The organism is Bradyrhizobium tropiciagri, from assembly GCF_018130505.1.
Taxonomy (GTDB): domain Bacteria; phylum Pseudomonadota; class Alphaproteobacteria; order Rhizobiales; family Xanthobacteraceae; genus Bradyrhizobium; species Bradyrhizobium tropiciagri_B.
In genome coordinates this window covers 572615-595331 of the sequence record NZ_JAFCKH010000003.1, presented here as the reverse complement: position 1 = coordinate 595331, position 22717 = coordinate 572615, and the positions used below count along the sequence as shown (strand labels likewise).

General features: G+C 65.6%; 23 protein-coding genes. 8 read left to right on the top strand and 15 right to left on the bottom strand.

Annotated elements, in window-relative coordinates; translation table 11 throughout:
• Positions 1 to 5 precede the first annotated feature (5 nt).
• The gene (locus JQ633_RS10435; protein ID WP_211984893.1) at positions 6 to 857 is read right to left on the bottom strand and encodes a DUF1194 domain-containing protein; all 852 of its coding nucleotides are present in this window, start codon (positions 855 to 857) and stop codon (positions 6 to 8) included.
• Between the two features lie 215 nt (positions 858 to 1072).
• On the opposite strand from JQ633_RS10435, the gene clpS reads away from it, so the two are divergent.
• Complete coding sequence (gene clpS, locus JQ633_RS10430) at positions 1073 to 1378, top strand: ATP-dependent Clp protease adapter ClpS (protein WP_211984892.1); 306 nt, start codon at positions 1073 to 1075, stop codon at positions 1376 to 1378.
• A 12-nt stretch (positions 1379 to 1390) separates the two neighbouring features.
• Here the strand turns inward: clpS and JQ633_RS10425 are convergent, their stop codons facing one another.
• The 3 genes from JQ633_RS10425 to JQ633_RS10415 all read right to left on the bottom strand — a co-directional run bounded on the left by JQ633_RS10425 (position 1391) and on the right by JQ633_RS10415 (position 4403).
• Complete coding sequence (locus tag JQ633_RS10425; RefSeq protein ID WP_211984891.1) at positions 1391 to 2584, bottom strand: adenylate/guanylate cyclase domain-containing protein; 1194 nt, start codon at positions 2582 to 2584, stop codon at positions 1391 to 1393.
• A gap of 49 nt (positions 2585 to 2633) precedes the next feature.
• On the bottom strand, positions 2634 to 3722 hold the full coding sequence (aroC, locus tag JQ633_RS10420; protein WP_211984890.1) for a chorismate synthase: 1089 nt from the start codon (positions 3720 to 3722) through the stop codon (positions 2634 to 2636).
• 81 nt (positions 3723 to 3803) lie between these two features.
• A complete protein-coding gene (locus tag JQ633_RS10415) occupies positions 3804 to 4403 on the bottom strand; it encodes a histidine phosphatase family protein (RefSeq protein ID WP_211984889.1) in 600 nt (199 codons plus the stop codon).
• 231 nt (positions 4404 to 4634) lie between these two features.
• Between JQ633_RS10415 and JQ633_RS10410 the strand changes: the two genes are divergently transcribed.
• Positions 4635 to 5123, top strand: coding sequence for a sigma-70 family RNA polymerase sigma factor (locus tag JQ633_RS10410; RefSeq protein WP_211984888.1), 489 nt, complete (start codon positions 4635 to 4637; stop codon positions 5121 to 5123).
• A 60-nt stretch (positions 5124 to 5183) separates the two neighbouring features.
• Complete coding sequence (locus JQ633_RS10405; RefSeq protein ID WP_211984887.1) at positions 5184 to 5948, top strand: anti-sigma factor family protein; 765 nt, start codon at positions 5184 to 5186, stop codon at positions 5946 to 5948.
• A gap of 440 nt (positions 5949 to 6388) precedes the next feature.
• Here the strand turns inward: JQ633_RS10405 and JQ633_RS10400 are convergent, their stop codons facing one another.
• A complete protein-coding gene (locus JQ633_RS10400; protein WP_211984886.1) occupies positions 6389 to 7351 on the bottom strand; it encodes a DnaJ C-terminal domain-containing protein in 963 nt (320 codons plus the stop codon).
• A 136-nt stretch (positions 7352 to 7487) separates the two neighbouring features.
• A complete protein-coding gene (locus JQ633_RS10395; RefSeq protein ID WP_349631545.1) occupies positions 7488 to 7892 on the bottom strand; it encodes an RT0821/Lpp0805 family surface protein in 405 nt (134 codons plus the stop codon).
• A 111-nt stretch (positions 7893 to 8003) separates the two neighbouring features.
• On the opposite strand from JQ633_RS10395, the gene pdxH reads away from it, so the two are divergent.
• Positions 8004 to 8645 (top strand): pyridoxamine 5'-phosphate oxidase, encoded by a 642-nt coding sequence (gene pdxH, locus JQ633_RS10390; RefSeq protein WP_211984884.1) that lies wholly within the window; start codon positions 8004 to 8006, stop codon positions 8643 to 8645.
• A 56-nt stretch (positions 8646 to 8701) separates the two neighbouring features.
• The gene (locus JQ633_RS10385) at positions 8702 to 9454 is read left to right on the top strand and encodes an SDR family NAD(P)-dependent oxidoreductase (protein WP_211984883.1); all 753 of its coding nucleotides are present in this window, start codon (positions 8702 to 8704) and stop codon (positions 9452 to 9454) included.
• Between the two features lie 137 nt (positions 9455 to 9591).
• Here the strand turns inward: JQ633_RS10385 and JQ633_RS10380 are convergent, their stop codons facing one another.
• The 3 genes from JQ633_RS10380 to JQ633_RS10370 form a co-directional block, all read right to left on the bottom strand.
• Positions 9592 to 9813 carry a hypothetical protein gene (locus JQ633_RS10380; RefSeq protein WP_211984882.1) on the bottom strand — a complete coding sequence of 74 codons (222 nt, stop codon included), beginning with the start codon at positions 9811 to 9813 and terminating at the stop codon, positions 9592 to 9594.
• Positions 9814 to 9954: 141 nt separating this feature from the next.
• The gene (locus JQ633_RS10375) at positions 9955 to 10932 is read right to left on the bottom strand and encodes a magnesium transporter CorA family protein (protein WP_211984881.1); all 978 of its coding nucleotides are present in this window, start codon (positions 10930 to 10932) and stop codon (positions 9955 to 9957) included.
• A 74-nt stretch (positions 10933 to 11006) separates the two neighbouring features.
• Positions 11007 to 11333, bottom strand: coding sequence for a hypothetical protein (locus tag JQ633_RS10370; RefSeq protein ID WP_211984980.1), 327 nt, complete (start codon positions 11331 to 11333; stop codon positions 11007 to 11009).
• Here JQ633_RS10370 and JQ633_RS10365 point away from each other — a divergent pair.
• Positions 11272 to 11949 carry a L,D-transpeptidase gene (locus JQ633_RS10365; RefSeq protein ID WP_211984880.1) on the top strand — a complete coding sequence of 226 codons (678 nt, stop codon included), beginning with the start codon at positions 11272 to 11274 and terminating at the stop codon, positions 11947 to 11949. The two genes, JQ633_RS10370 and JQ633_RS10365, sit on opposite strands and share 62 nt — an antisense overlap.
• A gap of 66 nt (positions 11950 to 12015) precedes the next feature.
• Here the strand turns inward: JQ633_RS10365 and JQ633_RS10360 are convergent, their stop codons facing one another.
• Both JQ633_RS10360 and JQ633_RS10355 read right to left on the bottom strand, forming a co-directional pair.
• Complete coding sequence (locus JQ633_RS10360; protein ID WP_211984879.1) at positions 12016 to 13077, bottom strand: DUF4424 family protein; 1062 nt, start codon at positions 13075 to 13077, stop codon at positions 12016 to 12018.
• A gap of 28 nt (positions 13078 to 13105) precedes the next feature.
• Positions 13106 to 14284 carry an extensin family protein gene (locus JQ633_RS10355; RefSeq protein WP_433995634.1) on the bottom strand — a complete coding sequence of 393 codons (1179 nt, stop codon included), beginning with the start codon at positions 14282 to 14284 and terminating at the stop codon, positions 13106 to 13108.
• Between the two features lie 76 nt (positions 14285 to 14360).
• On the opposite strand from JQ633_RS10355, the gene JQ633_RS10350 reads away from it, so the two are divergent.
• Positions 14361 to 15989, top strand: coding sequence for a fatty-acid--CoA ligase (locus JQ633_RS10350; RefSeq protein ID WP_211984878.1), 1629 nt, complete (start codon positions 14361 to 14363; stop codon positions 15987 to 15989).
• 237 nt (positions 15990 to 16226) lie between these two features.
• On the top strand, positions 16227 to 17081 hold the full coding sequence (locus JQ633_RS10345; protein WP_211984877.1) for a DUF1499 domain-containing protein: 855 nt from the start codon (positions 16227 to 16229) through the stop codon (positions 17079 to 17081).
• Positions 17082 to 17204: 123 nt separating this feature from the next.
• Here the strand turns inward: JQ633_RS10345 and JQ633_RS10340 are convergent, their stop codons facing one another.
• The 4 genes from JQ633_RS10340 to JQ633_RS10325 form a co-directional block, all read right to left on the bottom strand.
• Positions 17205 to 18122, bottom strand: coding sequence for an MBL fold metallo-hydrolase (locus JQ633_RS10340; RefSeq protein WP_211984876.1), 918 nt, complete (start codon positions 18120 to 18122; stop codon positions 17205 to 17207).
• Positions 18123 to 18249: 127 nt separating this feature from the next.
• Complete coding sequence (locus tag JQ633_RS10335; RefSeq protein ID WP_211984875.1) at positions 18250 to 19464, bottom strand: acyl-CoA dehydrogenase; 1215 nt, start codon at positions 19462 to 19464, stop codon at positions 18250 to 18252.
• A 170-nt stretch (positions 19465 to 19634) separates the two neighbouring features.
• Positions 19635 to 20711, bottom strand: coding sequence for a 3,4-dihydroxy-2-butanone-4-phosphate synthase (gene ribB, locus JQ633_RS10330; RefSeq protein WP_211984874.1), 1077 nt, complete (start codon positions 20709 to 20711; stop codon positions 19635 to 19637).
• 220 nt (positions 20712 to 20931) lie between these two features.
• Positions 20932 to 22665, bottom strand: coding sequence for a cation:proton antiporter (locus JQ633_RS10325; RefSeq protein WP_211984873.1), 1734 nt, complete (start codon positions 22663 to 22665; stop codon positions 20932 to 20934).
• Between the last annotated feature and the right edge of the window lie 52 nt (positions 22666 to 22717).

Sequence of the window (22717 nt, the reverse complement as noted above, 5' to 3'; positions counted from 1 at the left end):
TGCCCTCACCGCCCCCAGCGGTCCTGCCAGATCTTCTCGCCGATCATGCAATTGACCCGCGGCTCCTTGTCGACGACCGGCACGACGTAGTGCTCAGGTCGGCGTCCGGCGACTTCGAGCAGCAGCTTGGTGCGGATCGCTTCCTTGAACTTCTCGCGATCCTTGATCGTCACCACGAACGAGCCCGGACCGCCGATCACGCAGTCCTCGTAGTAATAGTCGAGGTTCTCGATATCCATCGTCGAATAGGACGGTTCCTTCACCATGATCGGCAGGCCGTTGATGATGATGCCCTTCTCCAGCGCCGCATCGCGCGCCGGCCGGATCGGCGTGCCGTCATTGTTCGGGCCGTCGCCGGAAATGTCGATCACGCGGCGCAGGCCGCGATGCGGATTCTCGTCGAACATCGGCATCGCGAAATAGATCGCGCCCGAGATCGAAGTGCGCGAGGCGCGGCGCACCGGCGTCTTCATGATCTCGGCGGCGACGGCGTCGGCGGTTTCCGGACCGTCGATCACGCGCCAGGGGATGATGATCTTCTGGTCCTTGGAGGCGGCCCATTCGAAATAGGTGATTGAGATCTTGCCGTTCGGCCCGGCCTTCAGCGCCTGCAGGAACTCCTTGGAGATGATCGCCTGCGCGTAGCCCTCGCGCTGGACCGCGAGTTCGTCCATGTCCATCGAATAGGAAACGTCGACCGCGATGATCAGCTCGACGTCGACGCTGGGGTTGGCCTCTTTTTCAGCAATCTTGTGGCCGGCTTGCGTTCCAACGCTTGGCGCGGCAACACTCGCCACATCGCCGCCGGCCAGCACGCCGGCGACAAGCACCGCTCCGATCGAGACATACCAGCGCATTCGCGGCCCTCCCGTCGTGTGAGCGTCATGGTGACACGCAAATCAGGCGGCGAAAAGCGCAGATATCATCTGTCCTTCACATTCGAGTTAGCCGCCCACACATTGGGCGACGTCGCGTTGCTCACGCCGCAACGAGCCCGTGCAAATCGACCGGTTCCAACGCGCGGCGAAAGCCAGTAATCTTACGGGGCGCAACGCGTAGGGAGTGGCGGGCGATGCCCGATACCGTCGTCAAGCCGAAAACCAGGACGAAGACCAAGGTCGAGCGGCCGCGCCTGCACAAGGTGATCCTGATCAACGACGACTACACGCCGCGTGAGTTCGTCGTCACCATCCTGAAGGGCGAATTCCGCATGACCGACGACCAGGCCTACAAGGTGATGCTGACGGCGCATCAGCGCGGCGTCTGCGTGGTCGCGGTCTTCACCAAGGACGTCGCCGAGACCAAGGCGACGCGCGCGACCGATGCCGGCCGCGCCAAGGGCTATCCCCTGCTGTTCACCACCGAGCCGGAGGAGTAGCCGGCGCGCTGTCTAGCCGGCGGCGGCGCGCGAGGCCTCGTCGTGCAGGCCGTAGACCCGCTCGGCCTTCGAGAAGCCTGCGATGGGAAACTCGCCGAGATCGCTCCAGCCGCCGTCGCAGATGCCGGCGAAGCGTTCGGAGGCGACCACCGTGCGGCCGAGCTTGCCGGCGATCTTCTCCAGCCGTGCCGCCAGATTGACCGCGGGCCCGATGCAGGTGAAGTCGAGCCGGTTGCCGCCGCCGATATTGCCGTACAGCACGCGCCCGAGATGCAGCGCGACGCCGAAGCGGAAGCGCTCGGTGGCCTCGCCGTTGGGAAACTGCAGCGCCGCGACGCCGGCGCGGGATTCGCGCGCGGCTTCCAGCACCCGCGAGCAGACCTGGGTCTCGTCGCCGACATATTGGTCGATCGGAAACACCGCGAGCAGGCCGTCGCCCATGAACTTCAGCACCTCACCGCCATGGTCGCGGATCGCGGCCACCTGGCAATCGAAATAGAGATTGAGGATCTCCACCACCGTCTCGGCCGGCAGGCGGTCCGACAACGCGGTGAAGCCGCGCAGGTCGGACAGCCAGATCGCCGCATCCATCGTGTCGGCGGTGCCGCGCCTGATCTGGCCGCCCCAGATCCGCTCGCCGGCACGGTTGCCGACATAGGTGTCGAGCAGCAGCATCGCGGTGCGGCGCAGGGTGACGATCTCGATGTAGCGCGCCAGCGGGATGGTGATCGACCGGATCGCGTCCAACTGCTCCTCGGTGAAGCCACCCGGCTGCTTGGTGGTCCAGCTCGAGGCGTTGACGAGCCCGTCGGTGAAGACGAGTGGCAGCGCGATGTACTCGGTCACGCCTTCGGTGCGCAGATCCTCGACGATCGGAAAGCGCTTGCTGGCGGGATCGTCAAGCCGCGCCCTCACCTCGAGCCCCTGCTTGAAGACAGGCGCAAGCGGACTGACGGCAAACTCCGGCGATTCCTGAATGTTGTGATCGACGGTGCCGGTTTCGACCTCGGACCCCGGCTTCCAGAGCAGGTGACGGCCGAAGATCTCGGGATGCAGCGTGCGGACGAAAACGCCGACGCGCCACAGCGGCAGGCCGGCCCGCACTGCCCATTCGCAGCATTCGGCCATCATCTGCTGCGGCGTGGGCGCCGACCTCGCGCCACCGACGATCCACTCGATCATGTCCCGCAGTGCAGACTTATCCATGGCAGTCCCCCAGGGCGCACCAGATCTGGCACCCGCCACTATACAGGGATCAGCGCCCGATCTGCCCGCGGTCGCGGAGAAAATGATCGGCCAGCACGCAGGCCATCATGGCCTCGCCGACCGGCACCGCGCGGATGCCGACGCAGGGGTCGTGGCGGCCCTTGGTCAGGATGTCGGTATCGGCGCCCTTGCGGTCGACGGTGCGGCGCGGGGTCAGGATCGAGGAGGTCGGCTTGACTGCGAAGCGCACCACCACCGGCTGGCCGGTCGAGATGCCACCCAGGATGCCGCCGGCATTGTTGGACAGGAAGCGGGTGCCGTTGTTGCCGGTCCGCATCTCGTCGGCGTTCTCCTCGCCGGACAGCTCCGCGGCGCCGAAGCCGGCGCCGATCTCGACGCCCTTCACCGCGTTGATGCTCATCATTGCCGATGCCAGATCGCTGTCGAGCTTGGCATAGATCGGCGCGCCGAGCCCCGCCGGCACACCCTCGGCCACGATCTCAATCACCGCGCCGATCGAGGAGCCGCTCTTCCTGATGCCGTCGAGATAGCTTTCGAAGAACGCCGCCTTGTCCTTGTCGGGGCAGAAGAACGGGTTCTTCGCGACCTCGTCCCAGTCCCATTTGCTGCGGTCGATCTTGTGCGGTCCCATCTGCACCAGCGCGCCGCGCACCTTCACCTCGGGCAGGACCTTGCGCGCCACCGCGCCAGCGGCGACACGGGTCGCAGTCTCGCGCGCCGAGGAACGTCCGCCGCCGCGATAGTCGCGCAGGCCGTATTTCGCTTCATAGGTGAAGTCGGCATGGCCGGGCCGGAACTTGTCCTTGATCTCGGAATAGTCCTTCGAGCGCTGGTCGGTATTCTCGATCAGCAGCGCGATCGGCGTGCCGGTCGTCACCTGCACACCGGTCTCCGGATGCGCCATCACGCCGGACAGGATCTTCACCGCATCCGGCTCCTGGCGCTGGGTGGTGAAGCGCGACTGGCCGGGCCGGCGGCGGTCGAGGTCGAGCTGGATTTCTTCTGCGGTCAGCGGGATCAGCGGCGGGCAGCCATCGACAACGCAGCCGATCGCGACCCCGTGGCTCTCGCCGAAGGTCGTGACGCGGAACATGTGGCCGAAGGTGTTGAAGGACATGGCGTGTGGTAGCGTGCAGGGTCGGCAGCGTCAAACAGGTTCGTCACGCCGGTTGTGGCGAAGGAGAGGTTTGCGCGCCTCTTAACTATACTTCCGCAGGCCCTGTTCGCCGAACACGTAGACCGCGCCCTGCTCGATGTAGAGGTCCGCGGCAGAGACCGGCGTCTCGTGGCCAAGCGCCACCATCAGTGCTCGCGCCGTGCCGCCATGAGCGACGGCCACCGTGTCCGAGGTCACCGAGTGGTACCAGTCGGTCATCCGCGCCTGCACCTCGACATAGCTCTCGCCGCCGGACGGCGACACCGTCCACTTGTCGGCCTGGCGGCGGGCATAGAGCGCGGGATCGGCGGCCTGCGCCTCGGCCAGGGTCGAGCCTTCCCAGACGCCGTAGCCGATCTCGCGCAGCCGGCGGTCGAGTATGTAGTCGCCCGGCGGCAGGCCGAGCTCGCCGCGCACCAGCTCCATGGTCGCACGCGCCCGGATCAACGGACTTGCGACAAACGGCAGCGCCGACTTGTCGTGGCCGTCGCGCGCAAGCAGATCGCCGAGCACGCGCCCGGCATGCGCCGCCTGGCGGCGGCCGAGCTCGTTGAGGGCGATGTCCTGCACGCCCTGCAGCCGGCCCGCCGCGTTCCACGACGTCTCGCCGTGGCGGATGAAGTAGATCGTTGGTGCAGGCATTCGCGGCTCGTCAGTCCCTGCTGAGTCAGGCGCGCTCGCCTGGAGTCTGCGACATCAGGAGTCCTGCCACGCGCCGAATTTGCGGAGTTCGGGTACACCAGCACTCGGGTCCGGTATAGCCCCAATCGACGCACGGGACATGCGCAAATCCGCGCAAGCGGAATAGCCGCGCAATTTGGGTGTTATGCTGGAGAAGGCGGTTATCACCGCGGCGATCAAGCACTGGGATACATGAACGCGTTTCGTCAAAGTGTCGAGGCCATGATACCGGCGCTGCGCCGTTACGCGCGTGCGCTCGCGCGTGACGCCGACATCGCCGACGATCTGGTGCAGGATACCCTGGTGCGCGCGCTGCGCTCGGAGCGGCTGTTTCTCGGCGGCGACCTCAGGAGCTGGCTCTATACGATCCTGACCAATCTGAACAAGAATCGCCGCCGCTCGCTGGCGCGGCGGCCGCCGCTGGTGCCGCTGCTCGACAACAATGCCGACGCCAGCGGCACCGAGGCCGAGGCACGCGACATCGAGCGCGCGCTGTCGACGCTGGTCGAGGAGCAGCGCTCGGTGCTGCTGCTCGTCGTGCTGGAGGGCATGAGCTACCGCGACGTCGCCGACATCCAGGGCGTGCCGATCGGCACCGTGATGTCGCGCCTCGCCCGCGCCCGCGCCCATGTGCGGGCCGTGCTGGAGGGCGAGCGCCCGGCGCTCAGGCGGGTGAAATGAGTTAAGCGATTGGCCTGTGCTTGAAACGATATCGAAGCGAAATTTGACAGAGACGAAGATATGACCGAGCCGAACATTCCCGTCACCGAAGACGAGCTGCACGCCTACGTCGACAACGAGTTGCCGGCCGAACGCTGCGCCGATGTCGAGGCATGGCTCGCCGCGCATCCCGACGACGCCGCGCGGGTGCAGTCATGGCGCGACATGGCCGAGACGCTGCACGCGCGCTACGATTCCGTGGTGGACGAGGCGGTGCCGAAGCGGCTCGAGCTCGAGCGGCTGCAGCGCCAGCCGCGGCGCTGGCTGTACGGCGCGGTGGCGGCGACGCTCGTTGCCTTCGTCGCCGGCGGCGGCGCCGGCTGGGTCGCACGTGGCGCGGCGGCGACGCCGTCGATCTTCCAGAGCTTCACGCTGGACGCGCTCGATGCGCACCGGCTCTACGTGGTCGAAGTCCGCCACCCGGTCGAGGTGCCCGGCAGCGAGCGCGACCATCTGCAGCAATGGCTAACCCGGCGCTGCGGCTGGGACGTCCGGGCGCCGGAGCTGGCCGGGCTGAAGCTGGTCGGCGGCCGGCTGTTGCCCGGACCGAGCGGACCGGCCTCTTTCCTGATGTATGAGGGTGCGTCCGGCGAGCGCTTCACGGTCTACACCGCGAAGGCGAAGACCGAGCCGACCCAGATGCGCTACTCGGCCAAGGGCAATGACGGGGCGCTGTTCTGGGCCGATCGGGGGGTCGCCTATGTGGTCAGCGGCGGCAACGACCGGGGCCGCCTGACCCAGGTCGCGCAGTCGGTCTACGACCAGATGGAGAAGAGCGGCGGCTGACATCTGCCGCTCGCCCGAACGGGAAAAGGGTGGATCGAAGCCACTGGCAGGGCTGCTCAATCCCGACTCATCCGGCCTGGGCCCGTAATTCTACGGGACAAAAACGACGAATGAATCCAGCCTCACTCGCCGTCCCAATTCCGACATCGAAAATTTCGAATCGCGACATTTGCGCGTCTCATTATCGTACCGGATGTTCACGCGAAGATGATGCTGCGCTCGATCCGCCGATCGGCGCACGCGGCCTCGATTGGGGTTTGGTACCGCGCTGGTCCCCCTCTCGAGGCCGCACTCCTTGATCCGCTGCCCGGACCGTTCTGCACGCCGCAGGAACGTCGGGACGCGGTTGGCCTTCTTTCAACGCGTTCGCGATGCCCGTTGTCTACCCCCAAAGACTCCGGGGGTAGCGCAGTTTCGCATCTTGGGCGCGTTGCCTGCGATCAGCCGAGATCGCCGCGCGGATTGTAGGGATGTCGTTCCCGCCACGTCTGCATCAATGCCTCAAGGTCGGCATCGTTCCCGTCGGGAAGGATGATGCGGGTGGTGACGTAGAGATCGCCCGATGCGCCCGCCTTCGGGAGGCCCTTGCCCTTGAGGCGGAAGGTGCGGCCGCTGGACGTGTTCTTCGGGATCGACAGCTCGACCGCGCTGCCCAGCGTCGGTACGCGCACCTTGCCGCCAAGCACCGCCTCATAGAGCGTGATCGACAGATCGATCCTGAGATCGTTGCCGTCGACCTTGAAGAACGGATGCGGCGCGATCGACACCGTGATCAGGAGATCGCCGGGCGGGTGGCCGGGCGCAGTCTCGCCCTGCCCCTTCAGCCGGATCTGCTGGCCGGCGGTGACGCCGGCGGGAATCTTGACGTTGAGCTCTCGGCCGGTCGGCAGGCGGACGCGCTTCTCGCCGCCGTTGACCGCCTCCTCCAGCGACACCGTCATCGCGACCGACAGGTCGAGATCGACGCCGACCCCGCCGCCCTCGAACTCGAACGGGTTGGCGCGGCCGGCGCGGCCGCCGCCGCCACGCGCGGCATTGCCGAACATGCTGTTGAGGATGTCCTCGAAGCTGCCGCCGCCCATCGTGCCGCTGCCGCCGGGAGCGCTGCGGAAGCTGTATTCGAAGCCGCCGGGACCGGCACGGCCGCCTGCGCCGCCGCCGGGGAAACCCTGGAAGCGCGGCTTGCCGTCGCCGTCGATCTCGCCGCGATCGAACTGCTTGCGCTTGTCCTCGTCGCCGATGATCTCGTTGGCGCTGTTGATCTCGGAAAAGCGGGCCGCCGCCTTCGGATCGTTCTTGTTGCTGTCGGGGTGGTGCTTCTTGGCGAGCTTGCGATAGGCGCTCTTGATCGCTGCGGCGCTGGCGCTCCGCGGCACCCCCAAGACCTCATAGGGGTCGCGCATCCGTCACGTCTCCTTCACGGGAAAATCGATTCTGGGTCCGGGACCCGATAGGGCCCACTTTGTTGTCATGTGGGGACTTAGTGGCATTTTTGCAACTCGCCCGATCCCCTCGCCCGAAAATCCGGGCGAGACGCGCTCAGGACTTTCGCCACGGCTTCAGGCTATGGATTTCCCACCGCCCTTGTCCAGTCTTGCAGGCGGCGCCCTGCAGCCAGCTCTCGGTGGTTCCATTGACATAGCTGGCGAGGAAGTCCCGGCAGGTCCGGCCGTCCTCGCCGGAATAGGCCTGGGCCAGCGGCGTCACCGAGCCGCGCGCGCCGGTCTGCGGATTTTCCCAAGGCTGGCTGGAATCCTTGCTGCCCTTGGTCAGCACGTCGGAGGCGGCATTGCGGGTGAAGGCGAGATCGCTGTCGGTCGGCGCCGGCGCGCTCGCCAGCGTCGGGCTGATCGTGCCCGTCACATCCTTGTCGTCGAGCTTCGCGAAGGCGTCGCTGCGCGAGAGACTGCAGCCGCCCGCACCGACGCCGATGAGAATGAGCACCACCACCGTGCCCGCGGGCGGGATCGCCGATAGGCCAACGCGTCCCCATGCCCTATATAGGGCTAGCAATGCGTTCTGGGACGCGGGCGAATGCAAATCGGGACCCCTGACATGACCGACACGAGCTCCATCAAACACCCGACACCGTTAACATCGGGTGATTTTACCGCAGCGGAGGAGCCGTTTGCCCTGTTCGCCGAATGGTTTGCCGAAGCGGTCAAATCCGAGCCGAACGATCCGAACGCGATGGCGCTCGCGACCGTCGATGCCGACGGGTTGCCCGACCTGCGCATGGTGCTGATGAAAGGTTTCGATGCCGACGGCTTCGTGTTCTACAGCCACATCGCCAGCGCCAAGGGGCGCGAGCTCGCCGCCAATCCGAAGGCCGCGCTGCTGTTCCACTGGAAGTCGCTACGCCGCCAGGTGCGCATCCGCGGGCCGGTGACGCCGGTGACCGATGCCGAGGCCGACGCCTATTTCGCCACGCGGCCGAAGCAGGCGCAGATCGGCGCCTGGGCCAGCAAGCAGTCGCAGCCGCTGGAGAGCCGCTTCGCCTTCGAGCAAGCCATTGCCAAGGTCGGCGCCAAATACATGATCGGCGAAGTGCCGCGCCCGCCGGGCTGGAGCGGCTGGCGGATCACGCCGCAGCGTTTCGAGTTCTGGCACGACCGCCCGTTCCGCCTGCACGACCGCATCGAATTCCGCCGCGACGGTGCGGATCATGCATGGTCGAAAGTGCGGCTCTATCCCTGACGCTGAAGCCCCGTCGTTACGCGAACGCAGCCGCCGCTCAACGCTGAAGGATCGACATGCCCCCCTCATCCAATGCACCGCGGCGCACGCTGCTCCTGACCGGCGCGAGCCGCGGCATCGGCCATGCCACCGCAATCCGCTTCTCATCCGCCGGCTGGCGGGTCATCACGCTGTCGCGGCACGCCTTCCCGGAAGTCTGTCCGTGGGGCGCCGGGCCGGAGGATCATATCGAGGTCGACCTCGGCAGTCATGACGACACCGTGCGCGCGATCTCCGAGATCCGGCGGCGGCTCGACAACGACGAGTTGCACGCGCTGGTCAACAACGCGGCGATCTCGCCGAAAGCGCCCGGCGGCGGCCGCATGGGCACCATGGACACCGACATCGAGACCTGGACCCACGTCTTCCACGTCAACTTCTTCGCGCCGATCATGATCGCGCGCGGCCTGATCGAAGAGTTGAAGCACGCCAGGGGCGCGGTGGTGAACGTCACCTCGATCGCAGGATCGCGCGTGCATCCGTTCGCGGGCGCGGCCTATGCGACGTCGAAGGCGGCGCTGGCTGCGCTGACGCGCGAGATGGCCTCCGACTTCGGCCGCGTCGGCGTCCGCGTCAACGCGATCGCACCCGGCGAGATCGACACCTCGATCCTGTCGCCCGGCACCGAGAAGATCGTCGACCAGCAGATTCCGATGCACCGTTTGGGCACGCCGGACGAGGTCGCCAAGATCATCTACGTGCTGTGCACGGAAACCAGCTCCTACGTGAACGGCGCCGAGATTCACATCAACGGCGGTCAGCACGTCTGAGCGTTGGAGAGGCTGGTTATTTTTGGAAGGGTGTCGAGGCGATCCCGGCCGCCGCCGCGGCCGTCAAGTTGGGATTGCTTCGAGTGCAGACGTAACGGGGAAAGAAAGCGAGGCTTCTGCCTCCGAAGCGAGAGCTTCTAATCCGCGTAGAACCGGCGCGGCTTGTTCTCGAGCGGCTGCAGCGCGAGCGTGTTCAGCGCGCTGGAGCATTCGTCTTCATTCTCACCATCGAGCAACGCAGCGCCACAGTATCGGCAGAGCCTCGGCGAGATCGCCTGCACCTTGCCTGCTCCGCGGCCCTGTTGATAGCGCGCAAAGTCGATGACGTTACGCCGTGGCGTTATGATTTTCGCAACCATTGCTGTCCTCCGGCTTTCGAGGCGGACGTTATTGCAGACAAGTTTCGCCCAAACGTTCAGCGCAACGCTCAAATTTTAGGAGAGGAAATAAGGCAGTCTGCCCGAATCCCAAAATGCTACGCGCGCGCTGAAAAACAGCGTCTAAAGCCACTTCTTCCACTTGAAGATCCAGTACGGCACGATCGCCGCGATCAGCATCATGATCAGCGCCATCGGATAGCCGTGCACCCATTCGAGCTCCGGCATCACCTTGAAATTCATGCCGTAGATCGAGGCGATCAGGGTCGGCGGCATCAAGACCACGGCCATCACCGAGAACAGCTTGATGATGTTGTTCTGTTCCAGATTGACCACGCCGAGCATGGCGTCGAGCACGAAGGTGATCTTGTTGGAAAGATAGGAGGCGTGGTCGGTCAGTGACGAAACGTCACGCTGCATGGTCTTGAGCTGCTCGCGCATGTCCTTGGACCATTTCACGCCTTCCACCACCGCGGAGAGGAAGGTGACGAGGCGGCCGATCGAGACCAGGCTTTCGCGGACCTTGGAGGTCAAATCGCCCTTGCGGCCGATCGCGATCAAAATCTGCGAATAGCGCTTGGCCTGGCCGTGGCGCTCGCTCTCGGGCTCGAAGATGTCGTGGGAGACCTCGTCGATCTCGGCGCCGCAGCGCTCCAGGATGTCGGCGCAGCGGTCGATCACCGCATCCAGCAGTTCCATCAGCACCTGTTCGCCGGTGATGGTGGGCGCGCAGGAGCGCGCCAGCTTGGCCTCGACCAGCGCGAACGGTTTCGGCAGGTCGTAGCGCACCGTGACCAGGCGATGGCCGGTCAGGATGAAGGTGACGGCCGTGGTGCGCGGCATGTCGGTATCGGATTGGCACATCAGCGTCGCGGTCATGTAGCGCGCGCCGTTCTCGATATAGAGGCGGCTGGAGATCTCGATCTCCTGCATGTCTTCGCGGGTCGGGACTGCGATCCCCGCCAGCTTCTCGACGGCGCGGTCCTCCTCGACGGTCGGGTTCACCAGGTCGACCCAGACCGCGGCCTCCGGCAACGCCGCCAGATCGGTGGCGGCGGCTTTCTTGAGGGTGAATTCGGAGGGGACGAACACCGACAGCATAGGAACTCCACGAAACGGGACGGCAGGACCGGTGGACTTAGCGCGATTCTGACGGGCGCTTGATGACCGGCATATTAACCGGGCGTCCATCCTTGTGGCGGCCGGGTGGCAGCGCCGTGGGCGTCGACTCGGGCGACCGTTGCCTGTTTGCACAAAAAGCCGCCCGGCGCCAGCGGACTTGCGGCAAAAAAGCCACAGATCACGTCCCGCAGCGCGGGAAGAGCATCTAAATGCTGGGAAGAAAGTCGAGTTTCGGCGATAATGCCATCAATGGAATCGTGGCGTTTGGGGCGCAATATTGGCGCTTTCGGGCGCAGGTTTTCGATTGGAATGTAAATCATGTCGTCGCTGAAAGTTATCTTCGGAGTCCTGGCCGCGGGCCTGATGTTGTCGGGTTGCATGCAGGCAACAACCTACGAGGCAACCAACACCTCGAACTTCAAGCCGCGTGACAAGGAACTGCTGGCCAAGACCACCTACGTCAAGACCCCGGTCGCCGAGCCGTTCCGCCGCGCCATCGTCGAATATCACCGCAAGGAAGCCCCGGGCTCCATCCTGGTCGATTCCGACAACCATTACCTCTATTACGTGCTGAACGACGGCAAGGCGATCCGCTACGGCATCACGGTCGGCGAAGAGGCGATGGCCTGGTCCGGCATCGCCAAGGTTGGCAGCATGACCGAATGGCCGGCCTGGCACCCGACCCCCGGCGAAATCTCCCGCCTCGGCGTTCCGACGTTCGTCGCTCCCGGCCCGGACAATCCGATGGGCTCGCGCGCGATGTATCTCTACTCGGGCGGCAAGGACACGCTGTTCCGCATCCACGGCACCAACCAGCCGGAATATATCGGCGCCTCGATCTCCTCGGGCTGCATCCGCATGACCAACGAGGACGTCATCGACCTCTACAACCGCGTCAAGCTCGGCACCATGGTCGTGGTGCTGGAGCCGAAGCACGGTGACAGCCCCTACAAGCCGCAGATGGCGCTGCAGGGCGGCGGCGGCACGACCTACTGATCCGCATCACATCGCAACCGCGATCAAGGGCGCCGGCTTTGCCGGCGCTTTTTTGTTGGCTGATCCTTATTGCTCCTGCGAGCTATCCGGCTTTCCGAGGAAACGGCTCGAGACGAACAGGATGTCGAGATCGTTGGTCGGCGTATAGTGCTCGGCGACGGCATTGAAGCCGTAGGGAGTACGTTGCAGCTGCAAGCCCGGAATTGGGCAGCTCGACACCAGTTCGGCGCCGCCCTTGTCGATCTGCAGTTCGAAGCGGCCGATCGGACCGTTCCAGTTGGCGCCGGTCTTGAGCACGTATTGGACGAAGTCGTACCACACGTCGTAGTCGCCTGAGACGTAGTCCCCTCGCTTCGCCGCAGCCGCGTACTGCCGATCCAGCAATCTTCCCTCGGCAGCCCGGTAGCTCTGGTCGAAGCACCATTGCCCGCCGAGCGTCTGATCCTTGTTGTCCCGAAGGCGCCGAGCACTTGGATCGACATGCGCGTAGAAGCCGCCATAGGCCGGGCGATACCGGTGCCGCACAGCGACCTGCTTGCCGGCCGGGAACGTCTGCGACCAATGGAAACTGACCCTGACGGACCAGTCTGCGACGAACCGGGCCTTATTGGTCTTGCTGTCGGTGCCGTCGCCGATGAGGAGGTCCCGCCGCCGCAGCGCGTCCACGACTTCCGGCCGACTGAGATCGGGGTGGAGAGCGTCGACGCCCAGCCTCTCAAGTTCGGCGGTGATTTCGCCGCCTTTGCCGAACGCCCTGACTTCGATGTCCGGCTTGATTTCCCGCCCATCGGCCCAGACCTGAAATCCGATGAAATTGGAGTCTTTGCCGAACGGGATGTTGAGTGGGCTGTAATACCAAACCGTCTGGCTGAGCTCCGGCAACGGAAAGGCCACCAGCGTCGTCGCGTCCGTCGCGCCAGTGTTCTCGAAGACATAGTCGACCTCGACCAGCCTCGGCGCGATGCGCAGCACCTCCGATACCATCCGGACCTGATCGCTCCTGACGAGCTGAAGGCCGCCGGCGGCCATCGCGGCCGCCGAATCATTGGCCTGCGCGGGCTTCGCCATCGCGCCCAGCGTCGCGGCAAGCAGTAGGCGGGCAATCGGCGATCGGAACAAGGTAGCCATCAAAGACCTCGGGGCACGGGACGGGCTTCTATCTAGCCTGGGACCGTGACCGTTTTGGCTTCCTGGACGGGGGAGTATCGGCCGGCGGCGCCGCCTTGGCACTGTCCGCGGGATGCGGCACGTCAGCATCGCGCTCTTCCGCGTCCGGCTTGCCCTTGCCACCCTCGGACTTGCCGCTTTCGGACTTGGCGGCGACCTCGCGCGGCGGCGCCTCCTCGGGGCGCTGGGCCGGGAGCAGCGGGGCCGTCTGCGGCATCGGGTCGTACACGTTCCACTGGCAGATCCGGTAGTTGTTGCGGCGCTCCATCAGGTCGAGATGGATGTGGTCCTCGTGGTACCAGTCCGAGCCCGGGCCGAGCACGGTGGAGAAGCGCGCGCACACCGAATGCAGCACGGTCTCGCGCAGGGGCCGCGGCACGCTGCGGTCGGTCAGCGAGATCGACTTGCCATTGGCAAGACCGAACGCGCGCACGTCGAGCGCGTTGGCGCGACCGTGCTCGGAGAGCTGCGCGCCGGCGACGCGGTTGCGGCCGCGGCACTCGAACGAGTCGAAATTGTCGAGCACGCTGATCGCGCTGTCCTGCGCCTCTGCAAGCGGCGCGACATCGGTGCGGATCCAGTCGGCGATCGCGCTTGCCATCTTGCAGCGGAGGATCGCCGCGGGCTTCACCGTAACCTTGCGCTTGTCCGGCAGCACGATCGCCTCCAGCCGCACCAGATCCTCGCCGCCGCAACCGCCCGCGCCATGAATGTCCGGGATGCTCGGCGCGATCGCGATCTCCTCGGTCAGCGCCTGCCGGCAGGCCGAGAGCTGGGGCGCTGCGGGCTTGGCGACCTCCGCCGGCTTGTCTGCAGGCCTGGCTGTCTCTGCCGGCTTGGCCGTCTCGGCGGGCCTTGCGGCCTCGGCAGGCCCGGCGGGAGGCTGCGTCCTGGCGGCGGCCGGCGCGGGCTTCTCCGAGCCGGGCGCGTCGGCCGGGCGCGGCTTCGGCAACGGCACCGCCGCGCGGCGCGGAGCCGCGCGCGGCCGGTGCGGGCGCGTGCCGAACAGATCGTCCCACGGAAAGCCGGCCGAGCGCCGGGCCTCCGCCGGCTCGGCTTGCATGCCAAGCCAAAGCGCGGCCACGGCGGCGGTAACCATTGCCGCGCGGGCGCGGCGAAACGCGCCATCAGGCCATTTTCGGCTTGCTTTCTCCGCGCTACAGTTCATGTCAGTTCCATGATTTTACTGCCGGCCGCCAAAGATGCCGGCGGATCATGCGCGAGGATTGAGGAGGGATTTGCGTATGCTTGGCTTGATGCAAGACTGGCCTTTGCTGTGTCACAAGATTATCGAGCACGCCGCGAAATATCACGGCACGCAGGAAGTCGTGACGCGGTCGGTCGAAGGCCCCATTCATCGCACCACTTACGCCGAGATCCATGGCCGCGCCCTGAAGGTCTCGCAGAGCCTCGAACGCGACGGCATCAAGCTCGGCGACCGCATCGCCACCATTGCCTGGAACACCTGGCGCCATCTCGAAGTCTGGTACGGCGTCATGGGGATCGGCGCGATCTGCCATACGGTCAATCCGCGGCTGTTTCCAGAGCAGATCGCCTGGATCGTCAACCACGCCCAGGACCGCATCGTCATCACCGACCTGACCTTCGTTCCGGTGCTGGAGAAGATCGCCGACCAGCTGCCGAGCGTCGAGCGCTACGTGATCCTGACCGACAAGGCGCATATGCCGCAGACCACGCTGAAGAACGTGGTCGCCTATGAGGACTGGATCGCCGCGTCCGACGGCAAGTTCGAGTGGAAGACCTTCGACGAGAACACCGCGGCGGCGATGTGCTACACGTCCGGCACGACGGGCGATCCCAAGGGTGTCCTGTATTCGCACCGCTCCAACGTGTTGCATGCGCTGATGGCCAACTCGAAGGACGCGCTGGGCACCTCCGCCTCGGACACAATGCTCCCGGTCGTCCCCTTGTTCCATGCCAACAGCTGGGGCATCGCCTTCTCGGCGCCCTCGATGGGCACCAAGCTGGTGATGCCGGGCCCGAAGCTCGACGGTGCCTCGGTCTATGAGCTGCTCTCGACCGAAAAGGTCACCCACACCGCCGGCGTACCGACCGTGTGGCTGATGCTGCTGCAATACATGGCAGCCAACAATCTGAAGCTGCCGGAGTTGCAGATGGTGATCTGCGGCGGCTCGGCGATGCCGCGCTCGATGATCAAGAACTTCCTCGATATGGGCAGCCAGGTCCGTCACGCCTGGGGCATGACCGAGATGAGCCCGCTCGGCACGCTCGCCACCCTCAAGCCGCCGTTCAACAGCCGCACCGGCGAGGAGCGGCTCGACATCCTGCAGACCCAGGGCTACCCGCCGTTCGGCGTCGAGATGAAGATCACCGATGATTCCGGCAAGGACCTGCCGTGGGACGGCAAGACCTTCGGCCGCCTCAAGGTCTCCGGCCCGGCGATCGCCAAGGCCTATTTCCGGGTCGATGCCGACATCCTCGACGATGCCGGCTTCTTCGACACCGGCGACGTCTCGACGATGGACGAGCACGGCTACATGCGGATCACCGACCGCTCCAAGGACGTGATCAAGTCCGGCGGCGAATGGATCTCGTCGATCGACCTGGAGAACCTCGCGGTCGGCCATCCGGCGGTCGCCGAGGCTGCGGTGATCGGCGTGCATCACCCGAAATGGGACGAGCGTCCGCTTCTGATCGTGCAGCTCAAGCAGGGCCAGAGCGCGACGCGCGAGGACATCCTGAAGTTCATGGACGGCAAGATCGCCAAGTGGTGGATGCCCGACGACGTCGCCTTCGTCGACGGCATTCCGCACACCGCGACCGGCAAGATCCTGAAGACGGCGCTGCGCGACCAGTTCAAGGACTACCGCTTCCCGAACGCGGCGGCGTGACGGTTCGGTCGCAATGAAGAAATCGTAGCCCGGATGGAGCGAAGCGCAATCCGGGGTTTGGTCACTCGGCGAAGGACCTGCCCCGGATTTCGCTTCGCTGCATCCGGGCTACGCATATCTGGCAGGGTCAGAGGCGGCGGCCCCAAATTCCCTTGAATTTGCCGCAGGGCCATGGTCTCACACGACCATTGAAGCCCGGCATTGATGGCCCGGCACCGTCAGGCAGATTTCGAACGAATGGCCCGCAGGTTTTCCGCGCCCTACCAGCAGGAACCCGTGTCCGGTCTTGCGACCTGGTCGCGCAATCTCGCCATCTTCTCCGTCATCGCGGTGGCGGTCTCGATCCTGATCGTCCGCTTCGGTTTCCTCGAGGTGAAGCCGGCGCTGGCGACCTTCTTCGGCGCGCTGGCCTGCGCCGCGCTCTCGATCCTGATCGGCCTCGGCGCCTTCGCGGCGATCTGGCAGAACGGCACCCGCGGCATGGGCCGCATCCTGCTCGCCTTCCTGATCGACGCCGCCGTGCTCGCCTACCCCGGCTACCTCGCCTATCAGTACCGCAAGCTGCCGCGGATCTACGACGTCACCACCGACTCGATCGACCCGCCGAAATTCGAGGCGCTCGCGCAGCTGCGCACCGGCGCGGGCACCAACCCGGCCGTCTATGCCGGCCTCTATTCGGCCGAGCAGCAGCGCAAGGCCTATCCCGACATCGAAACCGTCGAGCTCGAGGTTCCCGTCGATCGCGCCTATGAGCTGACGCTGCGGCTGGTGCACCGGCGCAAGTGGCTCGTGATCGACGAGCGCGCGCCGCAGCCGCCGCGCCGCATCGGCCGGATCGAGGCGGTGGCGCGCACGCCGATCATGGGGTTCCGCGAGGACGTCGCGATCCGGGTGACGGCCGACGGCGACGACTCGCGCGTCGATATCCGCTCGGCCTCGCGCTATTTCGACACCGATCTCGGCAGCAACGCGGCGCGGGTGAAGAAGCTGATCGAGGACATCAACGCCGCGGCCGAGAACGACAAGGAGAAGCCGGTGAAGAAACCGGCGCCCGCCCCAAAGGCACCGCCGGCGAAGACGGTGAAGAAGTAACTCTCACCCCGTCATTCCGGGGCGTGCGAAGCACGAACCCGGAATCCATTTCACCACGGACGTTGCGGCCCGATAGATTCCGGGTTCTCGCTGCGCGAGCCCCGGAATGACGGGTGGATAGAGTTACGCCAGCCGATACGTCCCGCCGATCACGGGATCGCCGTCCGTCAGCACGATGCCGCGTCCGACCAGATCCTCCAGATGCGCCAGCACCGAATAGCCGGCGGCGTTGGCGAGCCTGGGATCGAGGCCGATATAGATCGCGCGCACCATGGTCGGGATGTCGGCCTCGCCCTTGCCGAGCCGGTGCAGGATCGACTGCTCGCGCGCCCGGCGGTGCCGCGCCAGGAAACGGACGTAGCGCGGGCCTTCCGGAATCTCCGCGCCGTGGCCCGAGAAATACAGCTGCTCCGGCCGCTGCTCGAGCCGCTCCAGCGAGGCCATGTAGTCGATCATCGAGCCGTCGGGCGGCGCCACGATCGAGGTCGACCAGCCCATCACATGGTCGCCGACGAAATTGATGCTGCGCTCGGCCCACGCGAATGCCAGATGGTTGGCGGTGTGGCCGGGCGTGGCGACCGCCTCCAGCGCGAAGCCGGCGCCTTCGATGACGTCGCCATGCTTGACCTCGATATCGGGCCGGAAATCGCGGTCGGCGCCGGATTCCGGATTGTGCTTCTCGCTCTCGAAGCGCGGCCGCGAGGCGCGGTGCGGCCCCTCGGCATAAACCGGCGCACCGGTGGCGGCCTTGATCCGCGGCGTGTTCGGCGAATGGTCGCGATGGGTGTGGGTGACCAGGATGTGCGTCACGGTCTCGCCCTTCACCGCATCGAGCAGCGCCTTGGCATGCGCCTCGTCATCAGGACCGGGATCGATGATCGCGACCTTGCCCTGCCCCACGATGTAGCTGACCGTGCCGGTGAAGGTGAACGGGCTCGGATTGTTGCAGAGCACGCGGCGGACGCCGGGGCGCACCTCCTCGACCACGCCGGGCTTCAGCGGGAAGTCGCGGTTGAACGGGATGTCGTCGTTGTCGGCCATGGGAAGTGCCCGGAGTGCAATCTGTAGGATGATTAGAGCGCAGCGAAACCCATCATGCAGCGCATGCTGGGCGAGAAGATGGGTATCGCTTCGCTCCACCCATCCTACGCTGGCCGGTGCAAGGCGCTTACGAAAACGCCTGGATTCCGGTGATCGCACGTCCCAGGATCAGCGCGTGCACGTCGTGGGTGCCCTCGTAGGTGTTCACCGTCTCGAGGTTCGCGGCGTGGCGCATCACGTGGTACTCGATCTGGATACCGTTGCCGCCGTGCATGTCGCGCGCCATGCGGGCGATGTCGAGCGCCTTGCCGCAATTGTTGCGCTTGACGATCGAGATCATCTCCGGCGCCATCTTACCCTCGTCCATCAGGCGGCCGACGCGCAGCGAGGCCTGCAGGCCGAGCGCGATCTCGGTGTCCATGTCGGCGAGCTTCTTCTGCACCAGTTGGGTGGCGGCGAGCGGCCGGCCGAACTGCTTGCGGTCCAGCGTATATTGCCGCGCGCGGTGCATGCAGTCCTCGGCGGCGCCCATCGCGCCCCAGGAGATGCCGTAGCGGGCGCGGTTGAGGCAGCCGAACGGACCCTTCAGGCCGGAGACGTTGGGCAGCAGCGCGCTTTCCGGCACCACCACGTTGTCGAGCACGATCTCGCCGGTGATCGAGGCACGCAAGCTGAGCTTGCCGCCGACCTTCGGCGCCGACAGGCCCTTCATGCCCTTCTCCAGGATGAAGCCGCGGATCTGGTTGTCATGCGCGGCCGACTTGGCCCAGACCACGAACACGTCGGCGATCGGCGCGTTCGAGATCCACATCTTGGCGCCGTTCAGCCTGTAGCCGTCGGCGACCTTCTCGGCGCGGGTCTTCATGCCGCCCGGATCGGAACCGGCGTCCGGCTCGGTCAGGCCGAAGCAACCGACCCATTCGCCGGTCGCAAGCTTGGGCAGGTACTTCTTGCGCTGGTTCTCGTCGCCATAGGCGTAGATCGGATACATCACCAGCGAGGACTGCACGGAATTCATCGAGCGGTAGCCGCTGTCGACGCGCTCGATCTCGCGCGCCACGAGGCCATAGGCCACGTAGCTCGCATTGGCGCAGCCATAGTCCTCCGGCAGCGTCACGCCGATCAGGCCGAGCTCGCCCATCTCGTTGAAGATCTCGCGGTCGGTCTTCTCCTCGAGATACGCCTTGGTCACCCGCGGCAGGAGCTTGTCCTGCGCATAGGCGCGCGCCGTGTCGCGGATCAGACGCTCGTCCTCGGTGAGCTGGTCGTCGAGCAGGAACGGATCATCCCACTGGAAGCTGGCCGCAGCCGGCTTGTCCTTTGCCTTGGGGCTCACGCTCATGAAACATCCTTTCGCGTCGTGTATCAAAATTCGGCGGATAAATTAGAGCGCTATGCTGCAAAGCGCAATTGCATTGGGCCTGCTGTCATTCCGGGGCGTCGTGCAGCGATGAACCCGGAATCTCGAGATTCCGGGTCTGGTGCTTGCGCACCATCCCGGAATGACGATGGTTAGTTGTCCAGCTTCTCGTTCGACACGATCTCGATGCCGAAGCCGGACAGGCCCTTGTAGTCATGCACCGACGAGGTCAGGTTTCGGATCGAGCTGACGCCGAGATCGCGCAGGATCTGCGCGCCGACGCCGACCTCGCGCCACTGCTTGTTGCGATCGGCCTCCGCCGATTTGTTTTCGCCGACCGGCTCGACCGGAACGCCGGCGGCGCCGTCGCGCAGATAGACCAGCACGCCGCGGCCGGCATCCTTGAAGTGCCGCAGCACGGCTTCCATGCGCGACTGGCCGGTGAACAGGTCTTTCACGATATTGGGCTTGTGCAGCCGCGTCAGCACGTTCTTGCCGTCGCCGATGCCGTTATAGACGAAGGCGGCGTGCATGATCTCGTCGAACGGCGAGCGGTAGGCATAGCCCTGCAGCGGGCCGATCGGGCTTTCGGTGGTGAAGGTCGCAACGCGCTCGATCAGCTTCTCGCGCGCCTGGCGGTAGGAGATCAGGTCCGCGATGGTGACGTGCTTGAGCTTGTGGGCGGCGGCGAATTTCGCCACCTGCTCGCCCTTCATCACGGTTCCATCGTCGTTCATCAGCTCGCTGATGACGCCGACCGGGGGCAGGCCCGAGAGCTTGCACAGATCGACCGCGGCCTCGGTATGGCCGGAGCGCAGCAGCACGCCGCCGTCGCGCGCGATCAGCGGGAAGATGTGGCCGGGGCGCGCGAAGTCCGTCGCGCCGGCATTGGGATTGGCGAGCGCGCGGCAGCAGGAGGCGCGTTCCTCGGCGGAAATGCCGGTGCCGCCGTCGGGCTTGTAGTCGATCGAGACGGTGAAGGCGGTGGTGTGGTTGGACTCGTTGTGCGCCACCATCGGGTCGAGCCGCAGCCGGCGGGCGTCTTCGGTGGTGATCGGCGCGCAGACGATGCCGGAGGTGTGGCGGATGATGAAGGCCATCTTTTCCGCCGTGCAGAACGACGCCGCGACGATCAGATCGCCCTCGCCTTCCCGGTCGTCATCGTCGGTGACGACGACGAGTTCGCCCTTCGCAAAGGCTTGCAGCACTTCCTGGATCGTATCGGCCATTGTCCTGATATCTCGCTGATTGCAGCCAGTGGATTAGCCGGGTTCCGAACCGCGCGCCAGTATCATTATGCAACCCGCCATGCATCGGCCAGGTATGCCAGAGCGGCCGCCGGCACCGGCGCGTAGCCCGGATGGAGCGCAGCGTAATCCGGGTATATTTCCGCGTGTACGGTCCCGGATTTCGCTTCGCTGCATCCGGGCTACGCAGCTGTGCAAGCCGCTACGGCAGCACCTCGCGGCGGTCGCTGAGCCGGGCATCCATCTCGGCGCGCTTGTCGTCGAGCAGGCCCGCGTCCGCGGCTTCGATCACGGTGTAGAGCTCGCCGGCGTCGCTGAGCCGGGTCACCGTGACGTAGTCGGCGCCGGCATCGTAGAGGTCGTTGACGTCGGCCAACAGGTCGGCGGTGGCGACGACCTTCGCGGTCGGGTTGAGGGCGCGGACGTGGCGCACCAGCTTCTCGTTGTCGGCGCCGACCAAGAGGAAATCCGGCACGCTCAGGATGATGATCTCGGCCTTGCCGATGCCGGCATGGACCAGGGTGTCGACATTGCTGATGTCGCCGTAGATCACGTGCAGGCCGCGATCCGACAGCGTGCGGAACACCAGCGGGTTGAAGTCGATCACGCTGATCTGCTCCAGCAGCGACTCATTCTGCCGCTCGATCTGGCTGAGCAACGCGCTCGCCGCGCGGAAGAAGCCGAGGATGACGATGCGCCTGATCTCGCCATGGCCTTCCTCGTGCCCCTCGCCCTTGCCGCCGTCCTGGCCGTGGTCGAGGTCGCGCAGGCCGATCCGCTTCAGCGGGCCGATCAGGCCGCGCACGATCTGGTCGCTGCGCCCCATCGCGAAGGTCGAGAGCACCGCCAGCACCACGAAGGCGAACGAGGCCGCGCTCGCGGTCTCGGTCGCGATGTGGTTAGCGGCGGTTCCGGTCTGGATCACCACCAGCGAGAACTCGGAGATCTGCGCGAGGTTGATCGCCGGCAGCAGGCTGGCGCGCAGGCCCTGCTTCATCAGATAGAGCGGCGTGAAGGTGGTCAGCAGCCGGCTCACCACCGTGAACGCCGCGATGATCAGCGCGAGCTTGATCACCGACAGGCCCGGAATCGGGATGGTCATGCCGAGCGCGACGAAGAACAGGGTGATGAAGAAATCCCGCAGCGTCGTCACCTTCGCAGTGACGTCGAGCGCATAGGGGAAGGTCGACAGCGAGACCCCGGCGACCAGCGAGCCCATCTCGCGCGACAGATGCAGCCTTTCCGCGATCTCGCCGATCAGGAAGCACCAGGCCAGCGCGCCGAGCAGCACCAGTTCCGGCCGGCGCGCGATCTGATGGAACAGCTTCGGCAGCACGTAGCGGCTCAGCACCAGGGCAGTTGCGACCAGCACCGCGACGCGGGCGATCGACACCAGCACGACGCTGATCTGCAGATTGTCGAGGCTCGGCTGCACCGCCAGGAACAGGATCGCGAAGATGTCCTGCAGCACCAGGATGCCGAGCGTGATGCGGCCCGGCAGCGTGTCGAGCTCGCGCTTCTCGTAGAGCACCTTGACGATGATGACGGTCGAGGACAGCGCGCAGGCGACGCAGAGATAGATCGCATCGAACTTGCCGCCGCCGAGCGAAAGCCCGATCGCGGCGAAGAACAGCGCCCCGATCACGCAGCCGCCGAGCAGCTGGCCGGCGCCCGCGAACAGGATCACCTTGCCGGCCCGGACGATCTTCTTCAGGTCGATCTCGAGCCCGATCATGAACAGCATGAAGATCAGGCCGAGTTCGGAGATGACGCTGATCGACTCCTGGGACTTGACCCAGCCCATGCCGAATGGACCAATGAAAAACCCGGCGATAAGGTAGGCGAGGATCAGCGGCTGCCGGGAGAAATGGGCCAATAGCCCGATGCCCCAGGCAAACAGGATACAGAGGGTAATATCGCGAATCAGTTCATGCATGCGCCAAGACTTCCTGTCGCCAAGACTTCCTGTTGCCGCAACCTAGAGGGCC